The following is a 12,503-nucleotide window of genomic DNA, read 5'->3' on the forward strand; positions in this document are numbered from 1 at the left end:
TGTCCCCTGTCGCTCATAGACTACCCTAAGGAAGGTGAAGCGACATTGTTATTACGTTGCCCTAACTGTCAGAAGATGGATCATTTAAGCAAGTGGGTCACCTGTACGTCCAAAACATTAAAAATGAACATCCTTTCGGCTGCTAAGAATACTGAATATGTCTGTCCAAAATGTAAAAGTGTATCTCCTAGGGTAAGTATTCCACGCATTCCCCATTAAGGTGAGTTCAGTTGGATCCGTGGCCTTCACAGATAAAATCCGTCGTACTTTCCTGGTTTTGGCGGCTCAGGAGGCTCGTCTCCTGAGCCCTTATTTTTTTGTTTGAGCTCTTTGTTGGCGTTCCACTCTTCATCACGAGCTGCAATATGCTCCAAGGTTGTAACCCCATGATTAAGCCAGCCTGTCATAATTCCCTCAAGGTAACTAAACTTGAAACCTTGCTTGATACCCGCTGAAAACCAGCAATTATACGACATTCGGATCCACGCTACCTCGTTCGATAAGCCGGTTTGTCCAATCTGTAAGTTGCTCACACTCAAACTGCTTCAGACAGCGTCTGAAGTTTTCTTCAGCGAATGAAATAGCATTAAGCTTAATGGCGTTCACACTTGCCGTTGGATCGTTCACGCTTTCACCTGAATTGGACACAGAATCTACTGAAGAGGATGCGGAAGGTAGATTTTTATAAAAGGGCAATTTTGATTCGTTTCACCCTTGTGTTGTCCTTAGATAGTATCCTCTAATGGTCTTAGAGCATTGTCGTTCAATTTAATCGACCTTAATTTTTTTGTGTGATATTCTTGGGTGGCCCACGCGATTAGCGGAGAGCGGGGAAGCCGGAGTCGGAAGCTCCGGCTTTTTTCATTCAGTAAGAGTAACTTGAATAGGTTCACTTTTAAGCTTAATACTTTGAGTTCTATTTTCATAAACTATAACTGCTTTATACTCGCCACTAGGAACACCGTCAAACCAAAAAGATGGCAGTTGTTCGGGAATCTCTGGATGATCAGTATTGACCTTTAAAGTCGTACTATAAGAGCTGGTAGCTGATGTCAAGATCAAAGTTCGATCAATGTTCCCTTCTATGTCTGGTTGGACATATTGTAGTACAAAATTAGTTTTGGATACTATCGTGTTGTCTTGTGGAATCAATATTTCAGGAGACTTTACTGGGCTTTCGTCAATAGTCACATTGACCTTTGGCATATATTTTGGAACATTATAACCCGTTGATGGATCAAGTATATATACTGTAATTTCATAACGATGACCTATTATTAAATGACCCTTGGGTAATATGAAACTGTTTTTATCGGCAGGCACATTAGCTGTATAATTGCGAAGATATGGCAGCGCTGTATCCCTGTCTGTAACATCTACAGTGTAACTCGTAGCACCCAGAACCGGAGTCCAGATTATTTCAATATCGCCATAAGGCAGTATAGCTCCATCTTTAGGATAAATGATACGTATAGATGGATCCGTTAAATAAATAGGATAGAGCTGAATTGCTTGACCAATCCTCAACCTTTGGGGATCAAGGCCTGGATTAGCAGCGATGAGCCCTGAAAGAGACGTGTTATTTGCGCGAGCTATTTTGTAAAATGTATCACCCGGTTTGATAATGTAAATTTTATAGGCAGTACTCTGACGCTGTAGATACCCCCAGGTTATTGGCCCTACTATTCCATCGTGAACAAGTCCGTAGTCTTTTTGAAATTGGATTACTGCAGACGCTGTTTTTACTCCAAAAATCCCATCAGTTATCCCTGGATTATAGTTCAAGATACTTAAAGTGGACTGTAATTGAATAACATCTTCTCCAGTCGATCCTATACGTAATATTCGCAACTCCATCACCCCTGCTGCATTATACCCTTATACAATATGTTATTTATAAAGGTATAGTGTTTCTCAGGGATATCGTAGGCTGCGATCTCCTTAGTCCCCCCAAAAATAGGCTCAGCATTCTCTACTGCTGAGCGTAGCTTTATCCTGTCCCAAACATCCCTCATATAGGTTTCTCTGGGGCGAATATGTCCTGATACTTTGAGTTTTCCAGAGTAGGGTGCATCCTTATCAAAGAAGAAGATGCAAGAAACATAAAAAGCACCGTCCTAAACGGTGCTCAACTTACCCAAGAAAGCCGAAAAGCCCAGCATTGCTGGGCTTCGTATGTTCATTCATTGTATCAAAGATTGAGTACTTATTGGTGGAGGCGACCTTACACTATATAAAACCCTGCAATATAAGGCGATATTCAAGTAGGAAAATAAAGGATTTTAGACCTTCCCCTAGAATAAAGTTTCTAGGTGATGCGTATGGATAGTAGTTTAAGAAAAAAGCCAAGAATTCAAAATAACCTTCGATATTACCGGGAAAAACTCGGAGTCACTCAAAAAGAGATGGAGTATCGAACTGGTGTCGGAAATCGTCACTGGCCCTCCTACGAAAATGGGACTCACGAGCCTAAGGTTTCATTGGCTCAGTGCATGGCGGCTGCATTTAATGATATAGCCGCCGAAAAAGAAATTGAATTAAAAAGGTTAACAGTCGATGATCTGTACCCCCCTCAATAGACTTCCACAAAAAGGAAGTCTATTTTTTATGCCCTTATGGAATACATCGCGGTTTTTTGAGTATCAATTACTAACTATTTAGTATTACTAAACATTTAGTAAAGGAGCTGATCCCATGGAGCAACTTAAAGTCACCAGTGTCTCCTTGACCCCCGACCAAATCACCTATACCAAGGGCAAAGGCAACACCAGCCGCTACATCCGCAGCCTCATTGACCGCGAGATGGGCAACGAGCAAGCCGCAGAGCGGTGTCAGGCGCTGGTAAGGGCGTACCAGAGCATTATTGACCGACAAAAACAAAAAGAGTCCGGGGACCCGGACCGATGAGCGCAGACTTTGCCTATGTAAGTTTATCGTCTATAAACTTTATGCGACAGCTACCCCGAAATATGTCTACGAGCAAGCATAAAGGGAGGAAAATCAAATGTTAAGATTAACCAGCCATTTTCGAAGGCATAAAACGCTCTGTATTCAGGTGGGAATTACGGCGGTCGTTATGTTCCTCTCCCCTACCGTTGCCCTCGCTTCAAGTGTTGATGACGGGGGAATGAAAATATACTGGAAGATCGTTAATGTAGGTAAATATGTGATTTTGGTTAAAGGTGCGGTTAACTCTATTCAGTCCGTTTTGGATGGGGATTACGAAAAAGCAAAGCACCAGTTTATAGGGTATCTTATATGTTTCGGAGCAATGCTTGCTCTCCCTGGAGCTTTAAATCAGATAGAGGAGTTGTTTAAGTCATGATTATTGCGGCTTTAAAGACCGGAGTTATTTTAGCAATTGTAACAATGGTTATGACGAAGCCGGTTTTATTCATGAGCTACATGCATGTTATTGTTCTACTTGGCTGTACGTCGTTAATCGTTCTATACGTAGGAGGATTCAGGCCGGGTATCAGATGGGTCGGTATAACTTTAGTGGGATACATTCTGCTTCACATTTTCATTGATGTAAACGGCAACGGAGAGACTTTCGTCAAAGGGGAATATATTGCTCCTGTAATTGGTCCTGTATCCAGCCCTTACGGACCGCGTGCCTCTTCCCCTGACGGTTTTCATTACGGTATCGACTTCGCCGTTCCCGAAGGAACCAGAGTGCTTGCGAGTAAGCCTGGTACAATATGCTTTGCCGGGTATAAGGGAAATATCGTTGGGAACGTTGTAGAAATCAACCATCAAGACGGGGCGCAGACTATGTACGCGCATAACAGCCAGGTTTTAGTTTACGTAGGCCAATCCGTGCAACAAGGTGACGTAATAGCTTTAAGCGGTAACACAGGCCGTAGCACTGGACCACATGTGCATTTTGAAATAAGGCTGGATAACGGGAAAACCTCAGTAGATCCTGCACCTCACTTAAATTTACAGTAAGGAGGCGACACAATGAAGTCAATTAAACTTTGCGACTATATAGCAATCGTAAAGCCTTCCTACGTTTATTTAAAGCTTACACCTAATAACTCGATACGAAATAACACTTCCAATAATTTGGCAAAAACTATAGGCTCTCTTTACAAAACCTTTCATCAAAGCATAAAAATTGAACACAAAAAATTAATTAAATTATTCGGGAAGAAATTCGTCTTGGGTTCCAAGTATTCTTTAATACTAAACCCCAAAGTTAGCTATTACATTTATATAGAAAAGAAACGGATCGAGTTTTACTTTATTGTTCCAGAGCAGTCTCAAAGCATTATTAAAGAAAAAATGACAGATTCCTGGAATAACGTAACAGTCCAAGCTGTGAATGAACTTCCAGGCTTCAACGAAGACGTCACTACCTACCAATTAGACTACTCAAAAGAAGATGGTCTCAGTCTTGCCGTTGACAAACGCAGTAACAGTCTCTTAGAAAGTAACCTTAATATAGTAGACATCATGCATGAAGGCGATAAAGTGGGGATCTTTTATAACTTTATTCCTACATCCCAACGAAGCTGGTTAAGTGAATATAAGGCTACCATCACTAAAGTACGCAAAGAGCAACCTGTAGATAAAAATAAGACTGGTATTATTTACTTATTTAAGCTGGCATTCTCCCTTTTATCGGGGCTTGTAGACGATGTCGGCGGGTTCCTTGGTGATGACAGCCGTCAAAAATACTTAGTTAGGTATGAAAAGAACAATGCCTCTATTCTAGAGCAAACATTACGTAGCGCAATTAATCATAAAGTAGTGTCTAATGCAACCGTAACTAAAGGCAAGCACATGGTACTAAATATTCAAGCTATCGTACTGAGTGAAAGTAAGGACGACCTACACCAGCGAAATAACGCAATAGCTCTAGCCCAAAGCTACGACTGCATAGGTGAAGATAATAGCTTACGACACCGAAAGTACAAAGGTAAATTCCATCACTTAGATACTAAGATTAAAGGGGCTGCTACGATGAAAGTAAGCGTTTACGAATGCGGCAACTTCTTGGCGCTCCCTGGACGTGAATTACTTGAAAAACACAAGTTTATTGAAAAGGTAGAGACATTAGAGACTGAGGTGCCGGACGAACTCCTAAAGGGAGTAATGTGCTTAGGCGAAAACACGTACAAAGGCTATACACAAAAGGTCTACATGAGTACAGATTTTGATTATCAAATGCTTTCGCTGGTACTCATCGGGCCTAACCGGGCAGGCAAATCGAAGTTCCTTGCAAACATAGCCCGGGATGCTATTGAGGCAGGAGAGTGCGTAATCATCCCCGACTACATCGGGAGCTGCCAGCTAAGTGAAGAAATCGCAACAACCTTCCCAAGAGATAAAGTTCTGGAGATTAGGTGTGATCACTGGGATACGTTGCAAGGGCTTGGCTATAATGAGGTTCCACGAAGCACAACCCATTTTATCCAGTACAAAAATGCTAAGGAGCAATCGGCTCTACTGATGACGCTCGTTGATAGCATTAATGCTGACGATGCAAACTTCACGGCTAAAATGGGGAGATATTTTGAAAGCGCGGCATTAGCGGTATTCCTGTCTAATGGTAATATAAAAGACGTATTCGCCACTCTAATTAATTACAAAGTCAGGAAGTCATTTATAGACCGAATACCTGCAGAGCAAATGGAAAACATGGAAGAGTATATCGATTACCTACATGAGCTGGATAACGTTGAAAAAGGCAAGGTAGTTGGCACCAAGATGCACTTAATTACCGGTGCTGTAGATAGGCTACAAAAGCTTAAGGTTAATGCTTATATCGAGACCATGCTTAAAAAAGGAACTGAGAATAATATTGATCTGGTTAAGGAAATGCAGAAAAACCAGCTTATAGTTATTAAGATGCCTCAGCGTATGTTTCTGACCGACAATGAGAAAGACGTTTATGTAACTTATTGGCTCACTAAGATATGGCTTGCCCTGCAGATCCGGGAAGAGCAGATTCAAGATAGACGCAAAATGACTAAGGTAAACTTAATTATCGATGAGCTCTACCAAGTGAACAATGCGGAGAAATTCCTCAAGCTGAAACTTAGCCAGCTCCCGAAGTTTAATCTTAAACCTATCATCAGCTGCCATTACCTCAACCAAGTTAAGACTATCCGCGAAGAATTCAGGAGCGCCAATGCGTCATATATGCTCATCAGCGGATGTGATAAAAAGAATTATGATGAGTTGAAAAGCGAACTATACCCCTATACGGAAGAAGACTTGTTAAGCCTTAAGCGCTTTCACAGCTTGAACCTGATGAAGTGCAATGAAGGATACGCGAAGTTCATAACTAGCTTACCGGCACCTATTTCTTAAATAAAAAAGCAGAACCCCAGTGCTGCCCTAAACACCAGGTTTCTGCTCCAGCGATATATTCTTAACACTACACTATATGTCCATGCCCCAGGATGTGTGACAAAGCGCCGGCTAATTGCCGGCGTCTTTTTTGCCGAGATTAAAATTTCGGGAATTTCCCCTCATCAATAAGCCTTTGTCTTTGCTTAGCCATTTTGGCTGCTTCTCGCTTTTGCTTTTCCAAAAGCCCTTCTCTTTCCGCCTCGGCTTCCCTCCATGATATTAACTTAGGAATTGCCGCATAAATAAGGTTCTCTATAGATCCAAACTTTTTACCCGTAAATGGGCAAATATATTGCGTCTTTATGCCTATCTCGGCCAACTCTGCGCCCTTGGGGAAAAGATTACGTATAAGATCATCCTTTACGTCAGCGATAACTCCCTGGGAAGGATCTAGACTGTGCACATAGATATAGTGGTCCCAGTCTCTCATTAGGTCTTGCATCGTGTAAACAATCCCGCTCCTCTCAACGGCTTTAGGAGATGGGTCTTTCTTCTTTTGAGCCTTAACCGGGGCCGGGTTCATTTTTTCCTGTATGGCCGCATTAACGAAGGCGTTAACGCTCAAGCCTTTCTTCTCGGCAAAAGCTTGGATTACTTCCTTTTCCCCTTTTTTCACAGTAAGGGGTATCCGATCATATGCCTTTTCGTTATACTTTCGATTTGCTTTAGTTCGCGCCGTGGGCATAGCATCACCTCAACCTAAGCATAACACAAAAAATGTACTAACGCTAGTATAATTATAATTGACTATGTACTAGCGCTATGGTATATTATATGTAATAACACTAGTACATACAAAGGAGGCCGCCACAATGACGAACTTTACCACCATCACCGAACTTGAAATACTCCGCTTAGCATCCTTTGAATTGCTAGCAATGGCAAGCAAAGAAGCTGATAGGCTGAGGGCCAACCCCGAAAGCCAAATCGCACAGCACCGCCACAACAAGTTTTACAAGCAATACGATGAGATAAAAAAGAGAATAATCACATTGGAAAACGCAATATAAAAACCAAAGCCGAAAGCCGGGCGGCTAAGCCCGGCGTGATGAGAAAGGATGATATGTGTGAATTCTAAGGTATATGAAGACAATTATGGAATATGTCGTTGTGAAAAGTGCAGCACTGAATTACTATGCGATGAAAATGGGGATATGCCTGATGTTTGCCCATCGTGTAAAACTACTCTTGACTGGTCCATTTACGAACCCGCCTGACGATGGCCTGAGGGACCAGGCCGAAACCTAACCCGGACAAGCCCCGGGGAGGTCGCGGGATCCCGCTTCGAGCTGGCTTTGCAAAGTCAGCCTTGATATAGATTTTGATCTTTGTGGCCTAAATATTTATACTTTCGGCAGGAATCTCCATAATTTAAGAGAAACTATACTAAAAATACAATATTTTGGGGGTTGTTCATAATGGGGGAACAATTGCGGAAAGCGGCATATAAGGGCGACGTTGTCATTGGTAATATTAGAATACCTTGCGCTGTGTTAGACAATGGGAAAAGAGTATTAAGCGAAACTGGTATAACCCATGCTATACTAGGAACGGCAAGCGGTGCATCAAGGCGACTAAAAAAAGAACACCAAGAAGCCGGGGCCCCTTTGCCCGTTTTTATAGCCCCTAAAAACCTGAAACCCTTTGTTGATAAGGCTTTAGATGTCGGGTCCCTTGATCCAATTTTATATTTAGACGGGAAAAGAACCGTCAGTGGTTACGATGCATCAATTCTTCCTACTGTATGTGATATTTGGCTTAATGCAAGAGAGGCAAATATATTACAGAAACAACAATTAGATAAGGCATTGAAAGCAGAAATTCTTATGAGGGGCCTTGCTCATACAGGTATAATAGCTTTGATTGACGAGGCTACTGGATATCAAGAAGTAAGAGAAAAAGATGCCCTTCAAAAATTGCTAGCCATTTACTTGACAGATGAAAGACTAAAATGGGCAAAAATGTTCCCAGATGAATATTATCGACAACTATTTAGATTGAGAAAATGGAATTATGATCCCCTTGATACACACAGACCGAGATTGGTTGGAAAATTGACTAATCAATTGGTATATGAAAAGCTGCCCCCCGGTGTTCTTGATGAGCTAAAGAAATTGAACCCCGTCAAAAATAAACAGTCAGGTAGAAGAGAAGCTACCCACCACCAACATCTTTCAACAGACATTGGACAAAAGGACTTACGTGACCATCTTATGCAGTTGATAGCTATCATGAGGATATCATCTTCGTGGGAAATATTTAAAAAGAATTTTCAAAAGGCTTTTCCTCCTTCAAGCGGAATACAGGAAGAATTATTTGAAGAAGAAGATCTATAACACAAAAAAAGCCCCCATCGTTTTCAATGGGAGCCTAAGCTTGTAACCTTATGGGACAATCTGGCATAGTATGTATTGCGGTGTAGACATGGCATCGCTTCCTTTCTGATAAAGGGGGAGAGTTTAGGCGAGGCTCTCCCCTGTTACATTTTCCAGAGCATCCACTTGCAGGCCTGCACCTCATAGTTAAGTTCAAATACCTTTAGTATTCCATCAATTTCACTCTGGCAGCGGAAAATGATCATGCGCTTGCCAGCGATTTTTTCTTCCACCGTATGTACCACGCGCTGGACTTGGACCACAGATCCCTCGTGTCTGAATCGTACCGGATGAGGTTTACCGGCTTGATCGAACCATGCTACCATTTCCACCGGCTTAGCGATTATTTTCATACATATATTCGCTCCTTAAAGAACGTTTGTTCTATTATAAGGCGAATGAAGCGAAATTGGTAGAGGAAAGTTTTGGGTGTCGTGATCATCCAATAACAAAAAGACTCCTCATCATTCGATGAGAGTTAATTTGCGCTATTAAAACTCAAGCCTTACTTAGGAAGTCCAAATTTAAATACTAAGAATGTACAAAACCATCCCCTTTTATAGCTATTTATTGATTATCTTACCTATATTCTTCATCTCTATAGATAAAGTTCCATCAGGATTATTAATGAACTCAATATAGTCCTTATTATGGAAGTAATCCGCTGGAAATGTTATTTCGATTCCCGTGTCAGTTTTAATCCTATGATTTTTTCCCTTTTTGATTGCAAAGGATCTATCTACCTTTACTGTCTCGGGAATGCCAGTATTTTTTACTTCTTTAATATATTCTTCTTGCATTATAGGAGAAGAGTTAAATACTTCTTTGCCTAATTCTGTCGTATCTAAGTATTCTGATACTTCCGCGTTTTCTACTAAATAATTTTTAACCTTAGAGATAGCCGCAACACTGCTTTGTCCATGATTCTCTGATACCATGCGTGTAATGGAATGAAGCAAATCAATTGCGTTTTTAGGAGAAATAGTAGAGTTACATCCTAAAACTATATCGGATAGGATATAAGTATCCTTACCATCAATAAATCTTTTCTTGTCACAGAATCTAATATCTAGAGAGCTTACCTCAATAATGGCATATTCATCGATTTTTTGTGAAATATTTGGTAATATAGCATAATGATTGATGATTCCATTTTGTATTTTTCCCTCATTTTTAATTACTTGATGAGTAAACCCCACTTTATTATTACATTTTAATATTGCAATAAACCTTTTATCATCAATGTTCACGTCACAAACGATTAAATCTGCAGGTTCTAAAATATCTGATAGAGATATAGCGGAGTATACTAATTCTGCGGTATGAACAGAAAAACTAGTAAAGTCTATATTATCGGTAACGTATTCCGTAAGTTTTTTCTTGTAACTACTATCTGCATTAAAATTACCAGATTTTGAACCAGAATCGTTCATTATCTTTTCAATATGTTTCGTTAAGAAAGTAAGAACACTTTTACTCCCTATATCTAATTCCTGATCTGAAAATACCATTATACCGGACTTGAAATCCAGAATATGCAGAATAGCCTTATTTATTATCGTTATCAATATGTTCGCCTTCTCTTTCTTTTTTAAAGATAATCAAAAGCTTATAGGCAATACTCTCTCTAAACAATACTATTGTATTATATATAGCACTCTTTAGTTCGTAAATAATTCGAAATATATACGTGAAGTAGATAATAAGTACCAGTACCGCCAAGCTATTATTAATTATATAATTACTAGTCAATACCCATTCATTGACTATACAATTTAAGAACAGCAATATCACACCAGTTATACATAATCCTATAAAATACAGAAACAATACAGATTCATAATATTTAGTACTGATCATCAAAGATGATACACCATCAGTTTTGAGTTTTGCTAGTTCCTTTATATATTTATCGCTCAAAAATGCCAATAAAATAGCATAGATAGTAAATAGGTATCCAAATATATAAAGCAACACATTAAGAAGAACCCCTACTATAGCTAATAATATTTTTACCGTATTTTCATTAATCCCTATTATGGCAGCAAAAAAGACACCTAGAACAAAGCTAATAACGAAAGCAATCCAATTATTTTTATCTGGAGTAATTTCTTTGAAGGCGTCTATTATCATCTTTTTTGCAGGTGTTTTTTCTGTAAATTCATTAATTGTCGCAAAATATTTTTCTTCGTTCATTAATTTACACCTGCTTTCTGTCGAAGAAATCACAATATCACAATAATGAACGTAAGGCAGCTACATATCTTTTATACCAAGCCTCGTTTTCCTTACTAACATTTTTTATTATTGATTCTTTTTGTGCAATTAAAACGAAATATTCATCATCATCGCTAGTTACATCTTTAGCGAAAGCAATTTTCTTGTTAGACGAAAAAGAATCTTCTCTAATTTTTTCATCCTCGCCGTCTTTATTCTTAACAAATAGTGTTGTTCTAGCTTGCCCAGAAGTCTCTTCTAATAATTTTTGAATTCCCTCTTTAGAGTCCGGGGAGTTAAATGTTAAATTAGTGGTATTTGAACCGAGACTTTTCATTTCTGCTCTAATTGAGTTTGCAATTGGTCGCTTACCAAAATCATTATTAAGTGGAAAAAAATTAAGTTTTACCCACTTAATTTTTTGAACACTTTTGAGTACAGCGTTAATGTCTTCTTTAAGTGGCATATCTACAATATTGACTAAGGCGTTCGGCAAAGTTGTAGTAGGCTTACGTTTATTTTCTCGTTGTTCCTTATTAGCTTCACGGGTATATTTATTCAGAATATATCTTACTGTAGCTTGGAAGCTTCTAATATCGGGACTTACAGATTCATTTCGCACCAGAATCATGCGATGATTTTTTAAAAAAATAATAAATCTTGAGTAAGGAGCCGTTGGGTGCTTTGCCGGGGAAGCGGTTAACGCTCCATTCGTAACAGTTGTATGAATCGTATATTCAGTTTCTTTTATATAATTTCCAACGAGTATATATTCCCCGCCTTTGATTTGCTTGATCTCAACATCAGTAAATAGAAAATGAGGGATTTCATCAACCTTTCCCCTCATGATACCAGATGTAAAAGCAGGAAAAATGATGTCCTTGAAATGTGATAGCATTGGCTCTGCTTTTTCCCCAAAGGTAATATTGAAATTAGCCAAGTGCATTATCTTTTCGTTCACTCTGATCTCCTCCTGATAATTAATCTAGTTATTACGCAATATTTTAACTAGATTCGTCATCACTTGGCTAAATTCCTTTTCTTTACATCAAAAGTCAACAAAACTGTTTAGCGAAAGCCCCCTTCAGCTAAGGAGAGGGCTTTCATCATGCCTATATTAACCTCGCGCCACCTACATTACCGGATCGCTCTCTACCTCCGCGCTGGGCTGCGGCGTAATAATCGGCGGGCTGACGTCCGGGACCTGGGCCTTATAAACAACTGGCTCAAGGGCACTAACCACCGACTGCTGCGTACTCGGCTGGCTAATGTTATGGGCACCGGCCGCCGTGATCGCCACCAAAAACGAGTTAAGCACGGATAACCCAATAGCCTCAACCGTAAAATTACCGCTGACAAACAGGGTAAAAAGCTGGATCACCAGCGCAAAGCCCACGGCCATAAGCCGTATCCACCAGTCGCTTAATCGTGCCTTGACAGGCTCCTTAAAGAATTGGACGAGCAAATACGTCACAGCAACCAGACCGGCATAACTCCCCAGGTAGGACGTGGTAAATAAATCGGTGGGCATGTTGATTCCTCCTTTGT

General features: G+C 40.0%; 16 protein-coding genes. 8 read left to right on the plus strand and 8 right to left on the minus strand.

Going from position 1 to position 12,503, the window contains the following annotated elements:
* Window positions 1-245 precede the first annotated feature (245 nt).
* Together DESYODRAFT_RS25055 and DESYODRAFT_RS25060 are read right to left on the minus strand one after the other, a co-directional pair.
* The gene (locus DESYODRAFT_RS25055) at window positions 246-533 is read right to left on the minus strand and encodes a DnaD domain-containing protein (protein WP_169315934.1); all 288 of its coding nucleotides are present in this window, start codon (window positions 531-533) and stop codon (window positions 246-248) included.
* 328 nt (window positions 534-861) lie between these two features.
* A complete protein-coding gene (locus DESYODRAFT_RS25060) occupies window positions 862-1,851 on the minus strand; it encodes a peptidoglycan-binding protein (RefSeq protein WP_169315935.1) in 990 nt (329 codons plus the stop codon).
* 470 nt (window positions 1,852-2,321) lie between these two features.
* On the opposite strand from DESYODRAFT_RS25060, the gene DESYODRAFT_RS25065 reads away from it, so the two are divergent.
* The 5 genes from DESYODRAFT_RS25065 (at window position 2,322) to DESYODRAFT_RS29425 (ending at window position 6,321) form a co-directional block, all read left to right on the plus strand.
* Window positions 2,322-2,579 carry a helix-turn-helix transcriptional regulator gene (locus DESYODRAFT_RS25065; RefSeq protein WP_007787347.1) on the plus strand — a complete coding sequence of 86 codons (258 nt, stop codon included), beginning with the start codon at window positions 2,322-2,324 and terminating at the stop codon, window positions 2,577-2,579.
* Window positions 2,580-2,694: 115 nt separating this feature from the next.
* Window positions 2,695-2,907 (plus strand): hypothetical protein, encoded by a 213-nt coding sequence (locus DESYODRAFT_RS25070; protein WP_007787349.1) that lies wholly within the window; start codon window positions 2,695-2,697, stop codon window positions 2,905-2,907.
* Window positions 2,908-3,004: 97 nt separating this feature from the next.
* Window positions 3,005-3,325: a hypothetical protein gene (locus tag DESYODRAFT_RS25075; RefSeq protein WP_007787350.1), complete on the plus strand. Its 321-nt coding sequence runs from the start codon at window positions 3,005-3,007 to the stop codon at window positions 3,323-3,325.
* A complete protein-coding gene (locus tag DESYODRAFT_RS26795; protein WP_007787352.1) occupies window positions 3,322-3,951 on the plus strand; it encodes a M23 family metallopeptidase in 630 nt (209 codons plus the stop codon). The genes DESYODRAFT_RS25075 and DESYODRAFT_RS26795 overlap by 4 nt, the downstream gene beginning before the upstream one ends.
* A 12-nt stretch (window positions 3,952-3,963) precedes the next feature.
* Window positions 3,964-6,321 carry a type IV secretory system conjugative DNA transfer family protein gene (locus tag DESYODRAFT_RS29425; RefSeq protein WP_007787354.1) on the plus strand — a complete coding sequence of 786 codons (2,358 nt, stop codon included), beginning with the start codon at window positions 3,964-3,966 and terminating at the stop codon, window positions 6,319-6,321.
* A 139-nt stretch (window positions 6,322-6,460) separates the two neighbouring features.
* On the opposite strand, the gene DESYODRAFT_RS29430 is transcribed toward DESYODRAFT_RS29425, so the two are convergent.
* The gene (locus tag DESYODRAFT_RS29430) at window positions 6,461-7,048 is read right to left on the minus strand and encodes a hypothetical protein (protein WP_007787356.1); all 588 of its coding nucleotides are present in this window, start codon (window positions 7,046-7,048) and stop codon (window positions 6,461-6,463) included.
* Window positions 7,049-7,175: 127 nt separating this feature from the next.
* Between DESYODRAFT_RS29430 and DESYODRAFT_RS25095 the strand changes: the two genes are divergently transcribed.
* The 3 genes from DESYODRAFT_RS25095 to DESYODRAFT_RS25100 all read left to right on the plus strand — a co-directional run bounded on the left by DESYODRAFT_RS25095 (window position 7,176) and on the right by DESYODRAFT_RS25100 (window position 8,699).
* Complete coding sequence (locus DESYODRAFT_RS25095) at window positions 7,176-7,373, plus strand: hypothetical protein (RefSeq protein WP_007787358.1); 198 nt, start codon at window positions 7,176-7,178, stop codon at window positions 7,371-7,373.
* 85 nt (window positions 7,374-7,458) lie between these two features.
* Window positions 7,459-7,611 (plus strand): hypothetical protein, encoded by a 153-nt coding sequence (locus tag DESYODRAFT_RS28520; RefSeq protein ID WP_169315936.1) that lies wholly within the window; start codon window positions 7,459-7,461, stop codon window positions 7,609-7,611.
* 170 nt (window positions 7,612-7,781) lie between these two features.
* Entirely contained in the window at window positions 7,782-8,699 is a 918-nt protein-coding gene (locus DESYODRAFT_RS25100; RefSeq protein ID WP_007787360.1) for a P63C domain-containing protein, read from the plus strand.
* A gap of 143 nt (window positions 8,700-8,842) precedes the next feature.
* Here the strand turns inward: DESYODRAFT_RS25100 and DESYODRAFT_RS25105 are convergent, their stop codons facing one another.
* From DESYODRAFT_RS25105 to DESYODRAFT_RS25125, 5 genes are all read right to left on the minus strand, one after another.
* Entirely contained in the window at window positions 8,843-9,091 is a 249-nt protein-coding gene (locus DESYODRAFT_RS25105) for a hypothetical protein (protein ID WP_007787362.1), read from the minus strand.
* A gap of 210 nt (window positions 9,092-9,301) precedes the next feature.
* Complete coding sequence (locus DESYODRAFT_RS25110) at window positions 9,302-10,306, minus strand: nucleoid-associated protein (RefSeq protein ID WP_007787365.1); 1,005 nt, start codon at window positions 10,304-10,306, stop codon at window positions 9,302-9,304.
* Entirely contained in the window at window positions 10,287-10,934 is a 648-nt protein-coding gene (locus tag DESYODRAFT_RS25115) for a hypothetical protein (protein WP_007787366.1), read from the minus strand. Before DESYODRAFT_RS25115 ends, DESYODRAFT_RS25110 begins: the two co-directional genes overlap by 20 nt.
* A gap of 37 nt (window positions 10,935-10,971) precedes the next feature.
* Window positions 10,972-11,916, minus strand: coding sequence for a hypothetical protein (locus DESYODRAFT_RS25120; RefSeq protein WP_007787368.1), 945 nt, complete (start codon window positions 11,914-11,916; stop codon window positions 10,972-10,974).
* A 171-nt stretch (window positions 11,917-12,087) separates the two neighbouring features.
* Complete coding sequence (locus DESYODRAFT_RS25125) at window positions 12,088-12,486, minus strand: hypothetical protein (protein ID WP_007787370.1); 399 nt, start codon at window positions 12,484-12,486, stop codon at window positions 12,088-12,090.
* Window positions 12,487-12,503: the final 17 nt, after the last annotated feature.

This window comes from Desulfosporosinus youngiae DSM 17734 (assembly GCF_000244895.1).
GTDB classification, from domain to species: Bacteria; Bacillota; Desulfitobacteriia; order Desulfitobacteriales; family Desulfitobacteriaceae; genus Desulfosporosinus; species Desulfosporosinus youngiae.